The organism is Pseudomonas sp. Hp2 (assembly GCF_006386585.1).
GTDB classification, from domain to species: Bacteria; Pseudomonadota; Gammaproteobacteria; order Xanthomonadales; family Xanthomonadaceae; genus Pseudomonas_S; species Pseudomonas_S boreopolis.
Window position 1 is genome coordinate 395,368 of the sequence record NZ_VAHJ01000001.1, and the last position, 20,445, is coordinate 415,812.

Below are 20,445 nucleotides of genomic sequence, written 5' to 3' on the forward strand. Positions count from 1 at the left end.
GCGCCGGCCCGGACGCAGCATGGCGCCACGCCAACAAGGACGCCCGCCATGCCTCGCCGCCTGATCCCCGCCCTGGTCCTGATCTGCCTGGGCACCCTGTTCCTGCTCGACAACCTCGGCCTGGCCGACCTCGACGCCCGCCACCTGGTCGCCACCTGGTGGCCGGCCCTGCTGATCCTGGCCGGGATCGGCCAGTTGACGCGCCGCTTCGACGGGAAGAGCGCCGGCGCCTGATCCGCCGGCCGCGACTCAGGTCCGCGGCAGCGTGACCCCGGTCTGGCCCTGGTACTTGCCGCCGCGGTCCCGGTACGAGGTCTCGCAGACGTCGTCGGCATCGGACTGGAAGAACAGCATCTGCGCCACGCCCTCGTTGGCGTAGATGCGCGCCGGCAGCGGCGTGGTGTTGCTGAACTCCAGCGTCACGTGGCCTTCCCACTCCGGCTCCAGCGGCGTGACGTTGACGATGATGCCGCAGCGCGCGTAGGTGCTCTTGCCGAGGCATACCACCAGCACGTCGCGCGGGATGCGGAAGTACTCCACCGTGCGCGCCAGCGCGAAGCTGTTCGGCGGGATGATGCACTCGTCGCCGATCACGTCGACGAAGCTCTTCGGGTCGAACTGCTTCGGGTCGACGATCGTCGAGTTGATGTTGGTGAAGACCTTGAATTCGCGCGAGCAGCGCACGTCGTAGCCGTAGCTGGACGTGCCGTAGCTGACGATGCGCTGCCCGGCGGCGTCCTGCTTGATCTGGCCCGGCTCGAACGGCTCGATCATGCCGTGCTGTTCGGCCATGCGCCTGATCCAACGGTCGCTCTTGATGCTCATGCGGAATCCTGATGCCCGTGGGGGTCGGCAATTCTACCCATGAGTGCCCCGGGGGAGCGACTTCGGCCGCCCTCCGCGAACGGGCTCAGGCCAGCGAGGACACGATCGGGATCGCCGCGCGGGGCCGCTTGCCCAGCTCCTCGGCCAACCGTTCCGCCGCCGCCAGGTACGCCTTGGCCGCCGCCGACCCGGGGTCGGCCACCACGATCGGCCGCCCTTCGTCGCCGCGCTCGCGGATGCCGATGTCAAGCGGCAACGAACCCAGCAGCGGCACCCCGTACTGCCCGGCCATGCGCTGGCCGCCGCCTTCGCCGAACAAGTGTTCCTCGTGCCCGCAGTTCGAGCACACGTGCACCGCCATGTTCTCGACGATGCCGAGCACGGCGACCTCGACCTTCTCGAACATCTTCAGCGCCTTGCGCGCATCCAGCGTCGCGATGTCCTGCGGCGTGGTGACGATGACCGCGCCGGCCACCGGGATCTTCTGCGACAGGGTCAACTGGATGTCGCCGGTGCCCGGCGGCAGGTCGACCAGCAGGTAGTCCAGGTCGCCCCACAGCGTGTCGTTGAACAACTGGGTCAGCGCCGAGGTCGCCATCGGCCCGCGCCAGATCATCGGCGTGTCCGGGTCGATCAGCAGCCCGATCGACATCGCCTCGACCCCGAACGCCCGCAACGGCTCGATCGACTTGTTGTCGGGGCTTTCCGGACGCCCGCTCAGCCCCAGCATCGCCGGCACGCTGGGTCCGTAGATGTCCGCATCGAGCACCCCGACCTTTGCACCAAGTTGGTGCAGGGCAAGCGCCAGATTGATGGCCGTGGTGGATTTCCCCACCCCGCCCTTGCCGGAACCGACGGCAATGACATTGCGGATGCGGGGATGGGGGGACAGGCCGCCTTGCGGCCGATGGGCGGGAATAAGCGCCAAGGGACTTGCCGAACTCAATTCATTCACCGTGGAAGCAGCCATCGCCAAGCCTGGCGCGAATGCGGCAATTCTAGTCCACCGGACACCGTGACCGCCGATTAAGAGGGCAGGTCCAGAATGTGCCATGCAAAGACATATTTGTCATTCGTTGACAACAAATTAAGACAACGTTAATTTCGGAGCTCACGCCAGTTAAAGATCCATTCATGCACCGAGTCAGCAAAGGAAGCTCCTACATGCCCGAAATGCTTAACGCACGCCGCAATCGCCTGAGTTCCGCCCTGGTCGCCGTGTTGCTGCTTCCGGCAACCCAAGCAGCCGCGCAAAACGAATCAGCCCAGGCCGCATCCGACGCCACTAACTTGGATCGGATCACCGTAACCGGCTCGCGCATCGCACGTACCGGCTTCGCCACGCCCACCCCGGTTACCTCGATCAGTGCCGAAGAGATCCGCGCGACAGGCGCAACCACCATCAGCGACCTGATGACCCGCCTGCCCGCACTCACTCCGACCTACAGCCTCGGCAACTCCACCCGCTTCATCGGAACGGCGGGACTGGGGCAACTCGATCTCCGCGGCATGGGCGTCAGCCGTACCCTGGTCCTGGTCAATGGTCGCCGGCATGTAGGCTCCAGCCCAGGCTCCACGGCCGTGGACGTCAATACGATCCCGGTGGAATGGATCGATCGCGTGGAAGTCATCACCGGCGGCGCGTCTGCGGTCTACGGTGCCGATGCCGTGGCAGGCGTCGTCAACTTCATCCTGAAGAAGTCCATTGATGGCATAGAAGCGCGTGCTCAGACGGGCATCGCCGACGAGGGTAATTACAATCGTTCGTTCGCCAGCGTTTCGGCCGGTTCCGAATTCGCGGATGGTCGGGGCAACGCGGCCATCGCGGTGGAGTACAGCAAGCAGGACCGTTTTGGCCGCGGCAACCGCAGGATCGGCCGCGAGTATCTCGTCAGCGTCCCCAATCCCGGCTACGACCCGACCAAGCCTCCCAGCCAAAGCAATCCCCAGACGGTGCTGAGCCGCCCAGGCGGCAATCACTCGACGTCCTACGGCGGCACATTCGACATAGGCACGTTCAACTTCCGTAATCCGGCGACCTATGGCAATCGCTACATCTTCAACGAGGACGGCACGTTCCAGCGCAATCGCTATGACGGTGTCGTCGTCAGCAACACGTCGTGCGTGGACTGCGATTTCACCGACCTGAACGCAGTTGCCGATCTGCAGCCCGGATTCGAGCGCAAGAGCGTCAACACGCTGCTCGACTTCGACCTCAACCAGAACCATCGCCTGTACTTCGAAGGCAAGTACAGCGAAACCGATTCCGAGTTCTACGGCCAACCGGCTTTCGACACTTCGCTACGCATTCGGCGGCAGAATCCCTACATCAGCCCCGAACTTGGCGCGCTCTTGGACGCCAACGGCATGTCGCAGCTCATACTCAATCGATTCAATGTCGATGCGGGACGCCGTGGCGAGAAGATCGATCGCAAGACCTATCGCGCGGTCCTCGGCAGCGAGGGTAACTTGTTCGACGCCTGGACTTACGACGTGTCGATCAATTACGGCGAAACCAAGATCCGCCGGCTCAACCTCAATAACCGTATCAACGAGCGCTGGCAGGCCGGCATGGACGCCGCCGTGGACGCCAACGGCAACATCGTCTGCCGCACGACGCTCGATCCGAACGCGGTAAACCCCCACACCGGTCGCGTGTATTCGGCCTTGGCCCGCGAAGGCTGCGTGCCGTTCAGCATTTTCGGCAACGGCGCCGTCTCCCGGGAGGCCGCCGATTGGTTCAACGTGGACTCGCTGAACCGGTCCAAGCTGAAGCAGACGGTCTTCAGCGCATCGGTGGCCAACAGTAGCCTGTTCACACTTCCGGCCGGAGACGTCGGCGTGGCTGCCGGCATCGAGTATCGCAAGGAACAAAGCGAGGAGATCACCGATCCACTCGCCGCCACCGGTGCCACCTTCCTCAACGCCATCCCGAGCCGCATGGGCGAATACAACGTCAAGGAAGTCTTCGCCGAGACTTCAGTTCCCGTGCTGTCCGGCATCCCCGGCATCGAATACCTGGCTTTTGACGTCGCCGGGCGTTACTCCGACTACAGCAGCGTAGGCAGCACCAAGGCATGGAATATCGGCCTGAACTGGACAATCCTGTCGTCGCTGCGTGCTCGTGCGACCTTGGCCAGGGCGGTGCGCGCGCCAAGCATTGGCGAACTCTACAATCCGCAAAGCCAGAACTTCGCCACCATCGCCGACCCCTGCAACTACCTGTCCACGAACGTCAATCGGCCGAGCACGGCGGCCGACGTGGCATTGCGCCAGGCGAACTGCAGCGCCCTGGGCATTCCTGTCGGCTGGATCGATACCTTCTCGTCGAGCCGGCCCGGCGTTAGCGGCGGCAACCCGGATCTGAAGCCAGAGCGCTCCCGCAGCTTTTCCTATGGCTTGATCTGGCAACCTGAGTTCCTGGAAGGTTTCGGGGTATCGGTCGACTATTGGCGCATAGACCTGCGCGATGTCATTGGCGCCGTGTCGGCGGAGACACTCGCCACGAGGTGCGTCGACAACCCCGGCGGCATCAACAATTCGTTCTGCGGCATGGTGCAGCGAGCGCCGCTGGGGGGATACACCGACGCCCAGGGCCGCATCTATCCGGAACACAGCATCATCGGCTGGCAGGCACTCAATGAAAATCTTGCCAGGCGCAAGCGAGTCGGCGTGGATGTCGAAATGGACTATCGCTTCAACCTGGCCGGCGGAAGCACCGTCCTGCGCCTGGTCGGGACACGTCTTATCCAGTCGCGCGAATGGCCCTTCCAGGATTTCCCGAGCGAGTATGACGAATACGTCACCTACGTCACCGATCCTCGCTGGCGAGCCCAGATCCAGGCGAAGTACCAACGCAACGAATGGCGCGTTTCCTGGGACATGAACTATGTCGATGGCAACCTGCGGGTTACGCCGGAGAGCTACAACAGCAATCCAGGGTCGGCAGCCCCCATCAAGAACGGCTCTTACACCTACCACAACTTCCAGTTCGGCTACACCTTCCCGGGCTCCAAGATCGATGTGTACCTGGGCATCGATAACGCCTTCGACAAGGATCCGCCCCGCAATTACTTCGGAGCGGATGTGGGCTCGGCCTATTACGACAACATCGGCCGGTTCTTCTATCTCGGGACGACCGTCAAGTTCTGATCGCGGCATCGATCGGAAACGCCTGGAAAGCCCCGCCGAAAAGGCGGGGCTTTTTTCTATGCCATTACCAGTTGGATCTCGACCGAACGGTGCATTTCAGCCGCTGCACATTCGTCAGAGGCCAAGTTTGTGATGAAAGTCGAAAAAAACACGGTTCGCTAGCCGTCGTCCGCTTCTGTGGCCGATCTATACGCGCGAGCTCTCATCCGGAATGCTCGATCTCGTACCCGGTTGGCGCAGAAACGATTGACCGCCGGAAGCGCATCAGACATCCGCCTGCTCCATGGCGCTTCATTCATCCAGAATCTCCGGACCGGTCAGGTCCCGCCCCACTAGAGATGAACCTGCGCAGAATGATGTCCGCAGCCGCAAGAATATGCCGAAATCCGCATATAAGAAGACGAATTCAGCACATTCAATGCTGAAATATCTCTAACTGTTGCATCCTCTACCAAACTATCGTTACGGTCCGGTTAAGGTCGAATCCGGACCCAGTACGGTCGACCGAAATCCATCCATTCGTTCTCACGGGGTTTAAAGGAATGAGCAACGCAAACCGCCGTCTGCTGAAGCGGACAGCTTTGGCTATCGTACTCGGCACGTGCTTGGCCCAAGGCGCTGCACTTGCGCAGAGCACTTCGGGCGACATCATAGGCAGCACCTCCGGCCAGGCCGGCAGCAAGGTGCAAGTTCGTTCTCTATCGTCGGGCATCGCACGTGAAGTCACCGTGGGCGCCGATGGCAAGTTCCGGGTTCCTTCGCTCCCCACAGGCCAGTACGAGGTTTCCATAGACGGAAAAACCACGACGGTGACCGTGGTAGCCGGCCAGGCGACTACAGCGTCCTTCGCGGACGCCACGAGCCTTGACACCATCGTGGTCCGCGGCTCGGGCCCCAATGCCATCGACCTGAACAGCGTGGAAACCCGTACCACGTTTACCGCCGAGCAACTGAACACCCTGCCCGTGGCGCGCGACGTCACCAGCGTTTCGCTCCTTACCCCCGGCACGACCTCGAGCAGCGGATACTTCAGCAACGCTTCCTTCGGTGGCGCGTCGGCGGCCGAGAACAGCTACTACATCAATGGCTTCAACGTCACCAACCTTTACGACAGCCTGTCGTTCACCGAAGTACCGTACCAGGCGATCGATCAGCTGGACGTCCAGACCGGCGGATACGGGGCTCGCTACGGCTTCTCCACCGGCGGTGTCACCAGCATCAACGTCAAGCGCGGAACAAATGAATGGAAGGGAGGAGCAAGCTGGACCTATGCCCCGGACTCCCTGCGCGAACAACCCGACAATGTTCGCCTGGATGACGGCAGCGTATTCCGCTCCTACAAGAACAACGAGTCCGAATCATCCGTCTACAGCATCTGGGCCGGGGGCCCGCTGATTCCCGACAAGCTGTTCGTGTTCGCGCTGGCCTCATTGACCGACAACGACAACACTTCCTATAGCACGCGCACCAACGGATACGCGAACTATCCGGCGCCGATGTCGACCACGCGCAGCACCACGGCATACGACTCCAGCTCGAAAATGCCGTATACGCTGCTCAAGCTCGACTGGTACCTGAACGACAACAATCACCTGGAATTCACCGGGTTCACCAACAATCGCCGTACCGAGTACACGAACTATACAGCTGCCTACAGCAGCATCGACGGCAACGCCAAGCCGACCAAGACTGGCTATTCGAATACCGAAGTGCAGAAGAATGGCGGGCACACCGGCATATTCAAGTGGACCAGCTACCTGACGGACAATCTCACCATGGCGTTGCAGTACGGTGAGATGCACAACAAGAACGAATACTACAGCGTCAATGCCGCCGGCGTCGCCAACAAGTACGACGGCAACGTGTTCGGCAACGGCCCGACCTGTCCCTATGTCCTGGACCAGAACCCGGCCAGCCCCACCTACGGCAGCATCATCGGTTGCTCCACCATCTCCACGACCCCGATCGCCGACGGCATCAACCAGCGCGATGCCGGCCGCATCGACTTCGAGTGGCAGCTCGGCGACCACAAGGTTTCGTTCGGCTATAGCGACGAACAGTGGAAATCCAAGCAGGGCGATGCCCAGTCGATCTACTACATCCTGGGCACCGGCGACGATGTCGACGGCGGCGAACTCGGCGATCCGAATGCGAATGTCTACGAGCACGTACGCTACATGACGGGCGGCTCGATCAAGATCGACCAGAAGTCCTGGTATCTGGAGGACAACTGGAACATCACCGACAACTTCATGCTGTATCTCGGCATTCGCAACGACAACTTCGAGAACAAGAACGGCAGCGGCGCCACCTTCGTCAAGCAAGATAACATCTGGCAGCCCCGCGTCGGCTTCACCTGGGATATGCTCGGCGATGGCACAAGCAAGCTGTATGGATCGGTCGGCCGGTACTCTCTCCCGATCGCGGCAAACGTCGCGCTCAGGGCGGCTTCGGCATCGTTCTATACCGACTATCTGTACACCTACGACGGCACGCTGGATCCCGTCTCCAAGGTTCCCACGCCTACCGGCTCCTACGCGGATGGCGCGTACGACCAGATCGTCAACGGCGAAGACGGAAGCACTCCCGATCCGCGTGCCGTCGCTTCGCGTGGCTTGAAGCCCTACACGGCGGACGAAGCGATTCTCGGATATCAGCAACTGATCTCCTCGAACAACTCGTTCTTCGATGGCTGGACCTTGGGCATCAAGGCCACGTATCGGCGCGTGAACGATGCGATCGACGACACTTGCGACAGCCGCGCGATCTACAACGCCGCCGAGGCCGCTGGCTACGACCTGTCCAACTGGGATAGCCCCTGGGCCATTCCTTCCGGCCTGCCCGGCTGCTACCTGTACAATCCGGGCCGTGACCTGAATGTGACCCTGGATGTGGATGGTGACGGCACCGCCGACAACATCAACGTGCCGGCGAACGAACTGGGCCCCAAGGCCAAGCGCTACTACAAGGCCGTCACCTTGAGCGCCGACAAGAATACGGACAAGTGGTATGTCAGCGCTTCCTACACGTGGTCCAAGCTCAACGGCAACTATGAAGGCCTGATCAAGAGCACCAACGGGCAGGACGACACGGGCACCACCTCGGACTTCGACTTCAAGGAGTTGATGTACGGGGCCGACGGCGAACTGTTCAACGATCACCGCCACAGCATCAAGCTTTACGGGGGCTACAAGTTCACGGAAGAGTGGGAGATGGGGCTGAACATCCTGGCCCAATCCGGATCGCCCAAGACCTGCCTCGGCGGCGGCACCGGCAGCTACGACACGCAGTACGGTTATACCGGCGTGTTCCACGTCTGCGACTACGGCGATATCGTCACTGGCCCCAACCGTGCCAGCGACGATCTACCCAGCAAGCTCGGTTCCGCCGGCCGGACTCCGTGGCTGATCACTGTCAGCCCGAATGTCACCTATCGTCCGAGTTGGCTGCCGGGCCTGAGCGCCCAGCTGAGCGTTTTCAACCTGTTCAACAAGATCGTGGAAACCCAGGTGTACGAAGCGAACTTCGGCTATCCCAATGCCGCTGCCACTCGCATCTATCACAGCTACGGCGCGCCCAAGTACTTCAGCACGCCGCGCTATGTGCGCTTCCAGATTCAGTACGATTGGTAAGCCAGAAGGCATCTTGTTAACCGCGACACCGGAGCCGCCAGCAGCGCTGGCGGCTCTTTTTTTCTTCAGCCTCCAAGCACGACCCTCGCCGCATTGTGCCCAGGCGCCCCGGTGACGCCGCCTCCCGGGTGCGTGCCCGACCCGCATAGATAGAGCCCGGGGATCGCGCCGCGGTAATCGGCCTGGCCCAGCATCGGTCTTGCGGAGAACAGTTGGTTCAGGCTCAGCGCGCCGTGGAAGATGTCGCCGCCGACCAGGCCGAACTCGCGCTCGAGGTCGAGGGGGCTCAGGACCTGGCGTCCCAGGACCGAGGCAGCGAAGCCGGGAGCGTGCCGTTCCACCGTCGCGATCATCAGGTCGGCGACTTCCTCGCGGTGGTCGTCCCAGCTGCGTCCTTCCGGCAGTACCGGCGCGGCATGCTGGCAGAACAGGCTCGCCACGTGCTTCCCCGGGGGGGCCAGCGAGTCGTCCAGCGTGCTCGGGATCAGCATCTCGACGATCGGCTCGCGCGACCAGCCGTGGTCGCGCGCGTCGCGCCAGGCCTTGTCCATGTAGTCCAGGCTCGGGGCGATGATGATGCCGGCGGTCAGGTGGTCGCCCTCGCCCGGCAGGACGCGGAAGTCCGGCAGCCGGGACAATGCCACGTTCATCCGGAAGGTGCCGGAGCCGCAGCGCCAGTTCGCCATGCGCTCGCGCGTCGCGGCCGGCACGTGCGCGGGATCGATCAACCGTTCGTACAGCAGCTTGGGGTTGACGTTGGCAACCACGCAGTCGGCGCGCAGCGATTCGCCGTCGAGCGTCGTCACGCCGACCGCTCGTCCCCCTTCGACCAGCACGCGTGCGACGCCACGTCCGGTACGGATGTCCACGCCGCGTTCGCGACAGCAGGCGGCCATCGCCCGGGTGATCGCCCCCATGCCGCCGATCGCGTGCCCCCACGCCCCCTTGACGCCGTTGCTCTCGCCGAACACGTGGTGCAGCAAGACGTAAGCGGTGCCCGGCGCGTACGGGCTGGCGTAGTTGCCGACGATGCCGTCGAAGCCGAACAGCGCCTTGATCGGTGCGCTTTCGAACCAGCGGTCCAGGTACTCGGCCGCCGAGATCGTGAACAGGTCGAGCAGTTCCTGGCGCAGGGCCGGCGACAGCGCATGCAGCCTTCGCCCGAGCTGGCCGGCTCGCCAGAGCTGGGGCAGCGCCTGCCACCACCCGCCGTCGGTGACGTTGGGCGGCGGCTGCAAGGCCAGCGCGCGCAGCACGTCGGCCAGTTGTTCCAGGCGCGCCTCGTAGGCCGGCAGCCGTTCGGCATCGCGGGCGGAGAACTTCGCGACTTCGGCCGCGGTCCGTCCGGCCCCGGCCAACAGATATCCGTCCTGCAGCGGCAGGAAGTTGTTGATCCGGCGCGGCACCACCCTGAGGCCGTGCCGCGGCAGTTCCAGGTCCTCGATCACCTTCGGCTGCAACAGCGAGACGGTGTAGGAGGCGACCGAGTTGCGGAAGCCGGGATGGAACTCCTCGGTGACCGCGGCCCCGCCCACCACGTCGCGCCGTTCGAGCACCAGCACCTTGCGGCCGGCCTTGGCGAGGTAGGCGGCGCACACCAGCCCGTTGTGGCCGGCGCCGATGATGATCGTGTCGTACGGGTCGCGTCGGGTGCCCATGCCGGCCTGTATAGCATGCGCTGGCGGGGTCCGATTCCCCTGTTTGGCCAGGCATGCCTGGTCGGCGCGTCGCCCCGTCGGCCCTGCTCTTCCCCGGAGACGGCGGATGTCCGGCCCCAGCCGGCCATGACCTTCGACACTGACTACCGTCGCGCAGAGGTTCAGAATGCCGGCCACGGCCCCGGCGACGGGGCTTCCTTGTCCATGCCCGATTCCGGAGCCCTACGTGACCTTCCGCAAACCTCATCTGCTGACGCTGTCCCTCGCCGTCGCCGCCGCGCTGAGCGGCTGCAAGAAGCCCGAGGAAGCCCCCAGCGCCGCCGCGCCGGCCAGCGAAAGCGAAGCCGCGCCGAAGAAGCTGACCCTCGACGAGTCCAAGCTGCCGCCGTTCAACCAGTTCAAGCCGGGCGACATCGACCCGAACGCGAACGCCTGCACCGACCTCAACGCCTACGCCAACGCCAAGTTCCTGGCCGCCAATCCGGTGCCGGGCGACCGCACCAGCTGGGGCGCGTTCGAGATGCTCGACGAGCGTTCCAACGCGGTCCAGCACCAGCTGGTCGAGCAGGCCGCCGCCGACAAGAACGCCACCGGCGTGGAGAAGCTGGTCGGCGACATCTGGGCCACCGGCATGGACGAGGCCAAGATCAACGCCCAGGGCATCGAGCCGCTGAAGCCCGAACTCGCCGCCATCGACGGCGTCACCGACCAGGCCAAGCTGGTCGATTACCTGCACACCAGCGCCGCCAAGGGACGGAACGGGCTGTTCTCGTTCGGCGCCGAGGCCGACTTCAAGAACTCCAGCATGAACATCGCCTATGCCGCACAGGGCGGCCTGGGCCTGCCGGATCCGGAGTACTACACCAAGGCCGAGAACAAGCCGAAGCTGGACGCCTACCAGGCGCACATCGCCAAGGTGCTGGAGCTGTCCGGCACGCCGGCGGCCGATGCCGCCGAGCAGGCCAAGCAGGTGGTCGCGTTCGAGACCCGCCTGGCCAAGGTCTCCAAGACCAGCACCGAGCTCTCGCGCGATGCTTCGCTGTTCTACAACCCGGTCAGCCCCGCCGACGCCGACAAGCTGACCCCGAACTGGTCGTGGACCGAGTTCTTCAAGTCGCAGGGCGTGGAAGTGCCCCAGATGTTCTCGCTGGCGATCCCGGCCTTCCACGAGGAAGTGAGCAAGATGATCGCCGACACCGATCCGGCGGTGTGGCGCGCCTACTTGCGCTTCCATGCGGTCGACAGCGCGTCGCCGTACCTGAGCCAGCCGTTCGTCGAAGAGAACTTCGCCTTCTACAACAAGGAAATGCGCGGCCAGAAGGAGATCAAGCCGCGCTGGAAGCGCGTGCTGGCCGCGGTCAACGGCCAGGTCGGCGAGGCGCTGGGCCAGCTGTACGTGCAGGTCGCGTTCCCGGCCGATTCCAAGGCCAAGATGGAGGAGCTGGTCGGCAACCTGCGCACCGCGCTGAAGGCCCGCATCGAGAAGCTGGACTGGATGAGCCCGGAGACCAAGGAAAAGGCCATCGCCAAGTGGAACAGCTTCACCCCGAAGATCGGCTACCCGGACAAGTGGCGCTCGTGGGACGGCCTGCAGACCAACCGCGACAGCTACCTGGGCAACCTCCAGGCGGCCCAGGAGTTCAACTACAAGTGGAACCTGTCCAAGATCGGCAAGCCGGTCGACAAGACCGAATGGGGCATGACGCCGCAGACGATCAATGCCTACTACAACCCGCTGCAGAACGAGATCGTGTTCCCGGCCGCGATCCTGCAGCCGCCGTTCTTCGACCCGAACGCCCCGGTGGAGATGAACTACGGCGGCATCGGCGCGGTGATCGGCCATGAGATGACCCATGGCTACGACGACCAGGGCAGCCGCTTCGGACCGACCGGCAACTTCGAGAACTGGTGGACGCCGGCCGACGCCAAGGGCTTCGCGGCCCGGACCGACAGGCTGGTCAAGCAGTTCGACGGCTACAAGACCGACAAGGGCAACGTCAGCGGCAAGCTGACGCTGGGCGAGAACATCGCCGACCTGGGCGGCCTGAACACCGCCTACGACGCGATGAAGGCGGCGACCGCCGGCCAGGAAGACCCGAAGACCGACGGCATCACCCGCGACCAGCGCTTCTTCCTGAACTGGGCCACGGTATGGCGTCGCAACTTCACCCCGGACGAACTGGCCGTGCGCCTGAAGACCGACCCGCACGCCCCGGCCAACTTCCGCGCGATCGGCGCGCCGTCGAACATGCCGGCGTTCGCGGCGGCGTTCTCGTGCAAGCCGGGCGACAAGATGGTGCGCCAGGGCGACCAGCAGGTGGTCATCTGGTAAACCGCCCGCGTAGGTGCGATCCATGGAGGCCCGGCATTGCCGGGCCTTCTTTTTTGCTTGGCCCATGCCGGATCGTCAATCCCCTGACAGCACGCTTGCCGGCCTTGTTAAACTCCGCCGACTTCCAACTGGCTGGATCCATTTCGATGCCCACCCTTCGTCCGCTTGCCCTCGCCCTCGGCTTCAGCCTGACCGCCCTGCTGGCCGCGCCCCATGCCGAAGCCGCCCGCAAGAAGACTCCCAAGGCCCCGGCCGTGCCGCCGGCCTGCACCGATTTCTACGACGCCGCCAACGCCGCCTGGCTGAAGGCCAACCCGCTGCCGCAGACCGGCGCGACCACCGCGCTCGGCCAACTCGCCGAGCATGCGCTGCAGCAGCAGCGCGACCTGCTCGACGCCGCGATGAAGGCGCCGCAGAACGACGTGCAGAAGCTGCTCGGCGACTTCTGGGCCAGCGGACTGGACGAAGCGGCGGTCGAGGCCGATGGCTCCAGGCCGATCGCCCCGCTGCTCTCGCGCATCGACGCGATCAAGAAGGCCAAGGAAATACCGGCGGCGATCGCCGCGCTGCACCAGGTCGGCATCCCGGTGGCGTTCAACTTCAGCCCCGACGTGGACCTGAAGGCCCTGGACCGCCACATCGGCTACTTCATGCAGGGCGGCACCGGCCTGCCCGATCCCGCGTTCTACACCCGCACCGATGCCGATACCACCGCGCTGATGGGCCGCTACCGCGCCTACGTCAAGCAGATCCTGGCGCTGACCGGCACCGCCGCCAACCGCCTCGACGCCGACTCGGCCGCGGTGATCCAGATCGAGACGCTGCTGGCCAAGGCCGGCAAGCCGGTCGCCGACATCAACAACCCCTTCAACAACTACGCGCCGCTGGCGACCAAGGACGTCGCCAAGCAGTTCAAGAACCTGCAGCTGGCCGATTTCCTGAAAGCCCAGGGCGTGCAGGACGACCTGGTGTCGATGGCCGACCCGGGCTACTTCAAGCAGCTCGACGGCCTGATCGCCAGCCTCAAGCCGGACCAGTGGAAGGCCTACCTGCGCTGGCGCGTGGGCGATGCGATGGCGCCGTACCTGTCCAAGGGCTTCCGCGACGCCGAGTTCCAGTTCCGCGGGCGCCTGCTGCGCGGCGACGTGCTGCCGCCGCCGCGCTGGCAGCAGGTGCTGGACGCGATCAACGTCGCGGCCGGCCCGATGCTCGGCCGCGAGTACGTCGCCCGCTACCTCGGCGCGGACACGCGCCGCCAGGCCGCCGTCATCGTCGACCAGGTCCGCGAGGCCCAGATCGCGGCGATCGAACGCACCGGCTGGGGCAATCCGGAAGTCGTGGCCGAGGCCAAGGCCAAGCTCGACGCGATGAAGATCGAGATCGGCGCGCCCCGCCGCGACCTCGACTACAGCGTGCAGCCGATGGGCCGCGGCAGCTTCGGCGGCAACATGCTGATCGCCTCCACCTGGCGCCATCGCGAGGAAATGAAGCGGATCGGCAAGGGCAACGCCGACCGTCGCTGGGACGTGCTGCCGCAGCAGCCGGCGATCGCCTACGACATCGCGCAGAACCGCCTGATCGTCACCGCCGCGGTGCTGCAAGCGCCGGTGTTCGCGCAGGGCGGCGACCCGGCCGCCCAGTACGGTGCGTTCGGCGCGCTCGCCGCGCACGAGATCACCCGCGCGATCGATGCCAAGGGCGCGTTGGTCGATGCGCAGGGCCAGCTGCGCAGCTGGTGGAGCCCGGCCGAGAAGACCGCCTGGACCCTGCTGACGCAGAAGGTCGCCGCGCAGTACGGCGCCTACCCTTATCCGGGCGTTCCCAATACCAAGGTCAACGGCACATTGACCGCCGAGGAGAACCTGGCCGACCAGGCCGGCGTCGAGCTGGCCTGGCAGGCCTTCGCCAAGGCCCAGCCGCAGGCCACCCAGGCCAGCAAGCAGGCGTTCTTCAATGCTTGGGCCGGGCTTTGGGCACAGCAGCTGTCCCCGAACGAAGCGGTGCAGCGCGCCACCGCGGAAGTGCGCGCGCCCGGCAAGTGGCGCACCAACGGCCCGCTGTCGAACCTGCCGGAGTTCGGCGCGGCCTTCGGCTGCAAGCCGGGCCAGCCGATGCAGCGCGCGGAGGCCGACCAGGTCCGGATCTGGCGCTGACCGGTCCGGGACGGGCAAGCAAGAAGGGGCGCGGAATCGCGCCCCTTCTTTATTTAAGTGTCTAGCGGACGATCCGCATCGGTGGCTTGCGCTTGCCGCCGAAGGGCGGCTGGCCCCGCCAGTAGCGGATCAGCAGCCAGCCGAACAGCATGCCGCCCAGGTGCGCGAAGTGCGCCACGCCCGGTTGCCAGCCGGTGAAGCCCAACAACAGCTCGATCGCGCCGAACACGATCACGAAAGTACGAGCCTTCATCGGGATCGGCGGGAACAGCAGCATCACCCGCTGGTTCGGGAACAGCATGCCGTAGGCCAGCAGCAGGCCGAACACGCCGCCGGACGCGCCCAGCACCGGCATGTCGCTGCCGGCCAGCCAGCCCACCAGCAGCTGGCACAGGCCGGCACCGGCCACGCAGACCAGGTAATAGGCCAGGAAGCGCTTCTCGCCCCAGGTCTGTTCCAGCGGGGCGCCGAACATGAAAAGCGCCAGCATGTTGAAGAACAGGTGCGAGAAGCTGCCGTGCAGGAAGCCGTAGGTCAGCAGCTGCCAGACCTGGAAGTTCTGCCCGGGCGAGAACGGGTCGAAACCGGCCTCGCCCACCGGCCACAGCATCAGCGGCGCGAACGTGCCGTCCCCCAATGCCCATTGCAGCAGGAACAGCAGGCCGTTGGCGATCAGCAACGCTTTGGTGACGGTGGGCAGTCGGGGGAACATGGCGGCATCCGTGGAAACTGCGCCACATCATAACGGCTGCCACCGCCTGCCCCTGTCTCCGCGGCAAGCGCTTCGGCCGCCATGGGGCCCGGCGCGGCCGGCCCAGGCCGCGCCGGCGCAACGCCGCGCTTACATGGGTGTGCTATAAGGCGCCGGTGGGCCGGGGCCGTCCGGTGTGGCATCCACTGCCACGGGAGCGGACGGCTTCGGCGAGCGATGCCACGAAGCGGCACTGCCCTTCTGGCGTCTTCATGAAGGCGGGGAGGAGAACGGCATGACCACGTTGAGTCGCCGCCAGTTCCTGAAAGTCACCGGGACGACCCTGGTGGGTTCCAGCCTGGCTCTGATGGGCTTCGCGCCCGGGGTAGCGCTCGCGGAGGTGCGCCAGTACAAGCTGGCCCGCGCGACCGAGACCCGCAACACCTGCACCTATTGCTCGGTCGCCTGCGGCATCCTGATGTACGGGCTGGGCGACGGCGCCAAGAACGCGGAAGCGAGCATCTTCCACATCGAGGGCGACCCCGACCACCCGGTCAACCGCGGCACGCTGTGCCCGAAGGGCGCCGGCCTGGTCGACATCATCCACAGCAAGTCGCGCCTGCTCTATCCCGAATACCGCGCGCCGGGTTCGGACAAGTGGCAGCGGCTGTCCTGGGACGACGCGCTGGACCGCATCGCGCGGTTGATGAAGGCCGACCGCGACGCCAACTTCGTGCAGAAGAACGAGGCCGGCCAGACGGTCAACCGCTGGCTGACCACCGGCATGCTGGCCGCCTCGGCGACCAGCAACGAAACCGCCGTGCTGACCCACAAGGTCGTCCGTTCCCTCGGGATGCTCGCGTTCGACAACCAGGCGCGTGTCTGACACGGCCCGACGGTGGCAGGTCTTGCCCCGACGCTTGGCCGAGGTGCGATGACGAATCACTGGGTCGACATCAAGAATGCCGACCTGATCCTGATCATGGGCGGCAACGCCGCCGAGGCGCACCCGTGCGGCTTCAAATGGGTGACCGAGGCCAAGGCGCACAACAAGGCGCGCCTGATCGTGGTCGACCCGCGCTTCAACCGCTCGGCCGCGGTGGCCGACGTGTACGCGCCGATCCGCACCGGCACCGACATCGTGTTCCTGGGCGGATTGATCAACTACCTGCTCGCCGAGGACCGGATCCAGCACGAGTACGTGCTGAACTACACCGACATGCCGTTCCTGGTGAAGGACGAGTTCGCCTTCAAGGACGGCCTGTACTCGGGCTACAACGAGCAGACTCGCAGCTACGACCGTTCCAGCTGGGACTACGCGTACGGCGACGACGGCTACGTCCGCACCGACCCGACGCTGAAGGACCCGCGTTGCGTCTACAACCTGCTCAAGCAGCATTACGCGCGCTACACCGTGGAGATGGTCGAGCGCATCTGCGGCACGCCCGCCGACAAGATCCGGCAGATCTGGGACATGATCGCCTCCACCGCCAGCAAGGACCGGGCGATGACGATCCTGTACGCGCTGGGCTGGACGCAGCATTCGGTCGGCGCGCAGAACGTCCGCGCCGGCACCATGGTGCAGCTGCTGCTGGGCAACATCGGCGTGGCCGGCGGCGGCATGAACGCGCTGCGCGGGCACTCCAACATCCAGGGCCTGACCGACATCGGGTTGATGTCCGACCTGCTGCCGGGCTATCTCACCCTACCGAAGCAGGACGAGCAGGATTACCAAGCCTACATCGCCAAGCGCACGCAGAAGCCGCTGCGACCCAACCAGATGTCGTTCTGGCAGAACTATCCCAAGTTCCACGTCAGCCTGATGAAGTCGTGGTGGGGCGACGCGGCCACCGCCGACAACGACTGGTGCTTCGACTACCTGCCCAAGCTCGACAAGCCGTACGACATGCTGCAGGCCTACGAGCTGATGGACCAGGGCAAGATGAACGGCTACATCTGCCAGGGCTTCAACCCGCTGGCCTCCGCGCCGAACAAGGGCAAGCTGATCAGCGCGTTCTCCAAGCTGAAGTTCATGGTCAGCATGGACCCGCTGGAGACCGAGACCATCGCGTTCTGGCAGAACCACGGCGCGCTGAACGACGTGGACCCGAGCAAGATCCAGACCGAGGTGTTCCGCCTGCCCACCACGTCCTTCGCCGAGGAGAACGGCGCGGTGGTCAACTCCTCGCGCTGGCTGCAGTGGCACTGGAAGGGCGCCAAGCCGCCGGGCGAGGCGCGCAGCGACATCGAGATCATGTCCGAGCTGTTCCACCGCATCAAGGCCCTGTACGAGAAGGAAGGCGGCGCCTGGTGGGACCCGGTGCGCGACCTGGCCTGGAAGTACGCCAACCCGGAGCTGCCGACGCCGGAGGAACTGGCGATGGAGTACAACGGCAAGGCGCTGGCGGACGTGTACGACCCCAAGGACCCGACCAAGCTGGTGCGCAAGGCCGGCGAGCAGCTGGCCGCCTTCGGCGAACTGCGCGACGACGGCAGCACCGCGTGCGGCTGCTGGATCTACGTGGGCGCCTGGGGTCCGACCGGCAACATGATGGCGCGGCGCGACAACAGCGATCCTTCCGGCATCGGCAACACCATCGGCTGGGCCTGGGCGTGGCCGGCCAACCGGCGCGTGATGTACAACCGCGCGTCCTGCGACCCAGCCGGCAAGCCCTTCAATCCGAAGCGCACGCTGATCGCCTGGAACGGCAAGAGCTGGGGCGGCGTGGACGTGCCGGACTACAAGGCCGACGAAGACCCGGCCAACGGCATGGGCCCGTTCATCATGAACCCGGAAGGCATCGCCCGCTTCTTCGCCAAGGGCGGCATGGCCGAAGGTCCGTTCCCCGAGCACTACGAACCGTTCGACACGCCGCTGGCGAAGAACCCGCTGAGCCCGGCACAGCCGCTGGCGCTGAACAACCCGGCCGCGCGCGTGTTCGCCAGCGACCGCGCCCAGATCGGCTCGCCGGACGAGTTCCCGCACGTGGCGACCACCTACCGCCTCACCGAGCATTTCCACTTCTGGACCAAGCACGGCAGGCTCAACGCGATCATCCAGCCCGAGCAGTTCGTGGAGATCGGCACGGCGTTGGCCGACGAACTGGGCATCGCCAACGGCAGCCGCGTCCGCGTCAGTTCCAAGCGCGGGCACATCGAGGCGGTGGCGATGGTGACCAAGCGCATCAAGGCCCTGCAGATCGACGGCAGGACCGTGCACCAGGTCGGCGTGCCGATCCACTGGGGCTTCCTCGGCGCGGCCAAGCCCGGCTACATCGCCAACGCGCTGACCAACGCGATCGGCGACGGCAACTCGCAGACGCCCGAGTCCAAGTGCATCCTGGTCAAGGTCGAGAAGGCGTAGGAGACGAACCATGTCACTGCAATCGCTGGACATCATCCGCCGCTCGGCCACCACCACGCCCTCGCCGGAGGCGCGTGGCGCGCACACCGGCCAGGTCGCCAAGCTGATCGACGTCAGCAAGTGCATCGGCTGCAAGGCCTGCCAGGTCGCCTGCATGGAGTGGAACGACCTGCGCGACGAGGTGGGCAACTGCACCGGCAGCTACGACAACCCGCCCGACCTGAGCGACCAGTCGTGGACGGTGATGAAGTTCGACGAGTACGAGGACGCCAACGGCAACCTGGAATGGCTGATCCGCAAGGACGGATGCATGCACTGCTCCGACCCCGGCTGCCTGAAGGCCTGCCCTTCGCCCGGCGCGATCGTGCAGTACGCCAACGGCATCGTCGATTTCCACGAGGAGAACTGCATCGGCTGCGGCTACTGCGTCACCGGCTGCCCGTTCGACGTGCCGCGCATCTCGAAGAAGGACAAGAAGGCCTACAAGTGCACGCTGTGCTCGGACCGGGTCGCGGTCGGGATGGAACCGGCCTGCGTGAAGACCTGCCCGACCGGCGCGATCACCTTCGGCAGCAAGGAGGCGATGACCCAGCACGCCGCCGAGCGCATCGAGGACCTGAAGTCGCGCGGCTACCAGAACGCCGGCCTGTACGATCCGGCCGGCGTCGGCGGCACCCACGTGATGTACGTGCTGCAGCATGCCGACCAGCCGCAGCTGTACAGCGACCTGCCCAAGGACCCGCACATCAGCCCGATGGTGTCGCTGTGGAAGGGCGCGGCCAAGCCGCTGGGCCTGTTCGCGATCGCCGCAACCGCGTTCGCCGGCTTCCTGCACTACATCGGCGTCGGCCCGAACACCGTCGACGAGGACGAAGAGAAGGCCGCCGAGCGCGAGGCGGAGAAGATCCGCGCCGGGACCGCCAACGAGGAGGAACGGCCATGAGCCATGCGCCTCGCGACAACGAGATCGTCCGCTACCGGGCCCCGACCCGGATCAACCACTGGATCGTCGCGATCAGCTTCGTGCTGGTCGCGCTGTCCGGACTGGCCCTGTTCCACCCGGCCCTGTTCCCGCTGAGCGCGCTGTTCGGCGGCGGCCCGTGGACGCGGATCCTGCATCCCTTCATCGGCCTGGTCATGGTGGTCGCGTTCGCCTTGCTGGCCGCGCGCATGTGGCGCGACAACCTGCTCGACCGCGACGACCGGAGCTGGTTGCGCGGCATGCGCCACGTGCTGCGCAACGAGGACGACAAGCTGCCGCCGGTGGGCCGCTTCAATGCCGGCCAGAAGCTGCTGTTCTGGAGCATCGTCGGCTGCCTGCTGGCGCTGCTGCTGTCGGGACTGGTGATCTGGCGCGCCTACTTCAGCCATTACTTCCCGATCGGCGTGATCCGCTTCTCGGTCGTCGTGCATGCCTTGTTCGGCCTGGTCCTGGTCTGCGCGATCGTGGTGCACATCTACGCGGCGATCTGGGTGAAGGGTTCGGTCAAGGCCATGACCCGCGGCAAGGTCAGCTACGGCTGGGCCCACAAGCACCATCGAGCGTGGTTCCGCCAGGTGTTGAGCGGGCAGCGGCCGAAGGAGTAGCCGGATTCGGGATTCGGATTCGGGATTCGGCAAAGCATCCTGGCCTGGATC

General features: G+C 65.2%; 12 protein-coding genes. 8 read left to right on the plus strand and 4 right to left on the minus strand.

What is annotated here, in order from left to right:
* Positions 1-48: 48 nt before the first annotated feature.
* On the plus strand, positions 49-234 hold the full coding sequence (locus FD678_RS01665; RefSeq protein ID WP_140718864.1) for a LiaI-LiaF-like domain-containing protein: 186 nt from the start codon (positions 49-51) through the stop codon (positions 232-234).
* Positions 235-249: 15 nt separating this feature from the next.
* Here the strand turns inward: FD678_RS01665 and dcd are convergent, their stop codons facing one another.
* Positions 250-825, minus strand: a complete 576-nt coding sequence (dcd, locus tag FD678_RS01670; RefSeq protein WP_140718865.1) for a dCTP deaminase — start codon at positions 823-825, stop codon at positions 250-252.
* 85 nt (positions 826-910) lie between these two features.
* Entirely contained in the window at positions 911-1,879 is a 969-nt protein-coding gene (apbC, locus tag FD678_RS01675) for an iron-sulfur cluster carrier protein ApbC (RefSeq protein WP_218569428.1), read from the minus strand.
* 110 nt (positions 1,880-1,989) lie between these two features.
* Here apbC and FD678_RS01680 point away from each other — a divergent pair, with 110 nt between their 5' ends.
* Entirely contained in the window at positions 1,990-4,977 is a 2,988-nt protein-coding gene (locus tag FD678_RS01680; protein ID WP_140718867.1) for a TonB-dependent receptor plug domain-containing protein, read from the plus strand.
* A gap of 542 nt (positions 4,978-5,519) precedes the next feature.
* A complete protein-coding gene (locus FD678_RS01685) occupies positions 5,520-8,609 on the plus strand; it encodes a TonB-dependent receptor (RefSeq protein WP_140718868.1) in 3,090 nt (1,029 codons plus the stop codon).
* 65 nt (positions 8,610-8,674) lie between these two features.
* Here the strand turns inward: FD678_RS01685 and FD678_RS01690 are convergent, their stop codons facing one another.
* Positions 8,675-10,267 carry a phytoene desaturase family protein gene (locus FD678_RS01690; protein WP_140718869.1) on the minus strand — a complete coding sequence of 531 codons (1,593 nt, stop codon included), beginning with the start codon at positions 10,265-10,267 and terminating at the stop codon, positions 8,675-8,677.
* A 226-nt stretch (positions 10,268-10,493) separates the two neighbouring features.
* Here FD678_RS01690 and FD678_RS01695 point away from each other — a divergent pair, with 226 nt between their 5' ends.
* Positions 10,494-12,599 (plus strand): M13 family metallopeptidase, encoded by a 2,106-nt coding sequence (locus tag FD678_RS01695; protein WP_218569429.1) that lies wholly within the window; start codon positions 10,494-10,496, stop codon positions 12,597-12,599.
* A gap of 146 nt (positions 12,600-12,745) precedes the next feature.
* The gene (locus tag FD678_RS01700) at positions 12,746-14,752 is read left to right on the plus strand and encodes a M13 family metallopeptidase (RefSeq protein ID WP_140718871.1); all 2,007 of its coding nucleotides are present in this window, start codon (positions 12,746-12,748) and stop codon (positions 14,750-14,752) included.
* Between the two features lie 61 nt (positions 14,753-14,813).
* Here FD678_RS01700 and FD678_RS01705 read toward each other — a convergent pair whose 3' ends face one another.
* On the minus strand, positions 14,814-15,464 hold the full coding sequence (locus FD678_RS01705) for a rhomboid family intramembrane serine protease (RefSeq protein WP_140718872.1): 651 nt from the start codon (positions 15,462-15,464) through the stop codon (positions 14,814-14,816).
* Between the two features lie 274 nt (positions 15,465-15,738).
* On the opposite strand from FD678_RS01705, the gene fdnG reads away from it, so the two are divergent.
* From fdnG to FD678_RS01720, 3 genes are read left to right on the plus strand one after another with little or no spacing between them, the layout of a single operon-like run.
* A complete protein-coding gene (fdnG, locus tag FD678_RS01710) occupies positions 15,739-18,807 on the plus strand; it encodes a formate dehydrogenase-N subunit alpha (protein ID WP_140718873.1) in 3,069 nt (1,022 codons plus the stop codon).
* 16 nt (positions 18,808-18,823) lie between these two features.
* The gene (gene fdxH, locus FD678_RS01715; RefSeq protein ID WP_305955969.1) at positions 18,824-19,750 is read left to right on the plus strand and encodes a formate dehydrogenase subunit beta; all 927 of its coding nucleotides are present in this window, start codon (positions 18,824-18,826) and stop codon (positions 19,748-19,750) included.
* Entirely contained in the window at positions 19,747-20,394 is a 648-nt protein-coding gene (locus FD678_RS01720; RefSeq protein ID WP_140718875.1) for a formate dehydrogenase subunit gamma, read from the plus strand. The genes fdxH and FD678_RS01720 overlap by 4 nt, the downstream gene beginning before the upstream one ends.
* The last annotated feature ends 51 nt before the right edge of the window (positions 20,395-20,445 follow it).

Coding starts and splice junctions, on each gene's coding strand:
- FD678_RS01665 (WP_140718864.1), top strand. CDS start 49: ATGCCTCGCCGCCTGATCCCCGCCCTGGTCCTGATCTGCCTGGGCACC.
- dcd (WP_140718865.1), bottom strand. CDS start 825: ATGAGCATCAAGAGCGACCGTTGGATCAGGCGCATGGCCGAACAGCAC.
- apbC (WP_218569428.1), bottom strand. CDS start 1,879: ATGGCACATTCTGGACCTGCCCTCTTAATCGGCGGTCACGGTGTCCGG.
- FD678_RS01680 (WP_140718867.1), top strand. CDS start 1,990: ATGCCCGAAATGCTTAACGCACGCCGCAATCGCCTGAGTTCCGCCCTG.
- FD678_RS01685 (WP_140718868.1), top strand. CDS start 5,520: ATGAGCAACGCAAACCGCCGTCTGCTGAAGCGGACAGCTTTGGCTATC.
- FD678_RS01690 (WP_140718869.1), bottom strand. CDS start 10,267: ATGGGCACCCGACGCGACCCGTACGACACGATCATCATCGGCGCCGGC.
- FD678_RS01700 (WP_140718871.1), top strand. CDS start 12,746: ATGCCCACCCTTCGTCCGCTTGCCCTCGCCCTCGGCTTCAGCCTGACC.
- FD678_RS01705 (WP_140718872.1), bottom strand. CDS start 15,464: ATGTTCCCCCGACTGCCCACCGTCACCAAAGCGTTGCTGATCGCCAAC.
- FD678_RS01720 (WP_140718875.1), top strand. CDS start 19,747: ATGAGCCATGCGCCTCGCGACAACGAGATCGTCCGCTACCGGGCCCCG.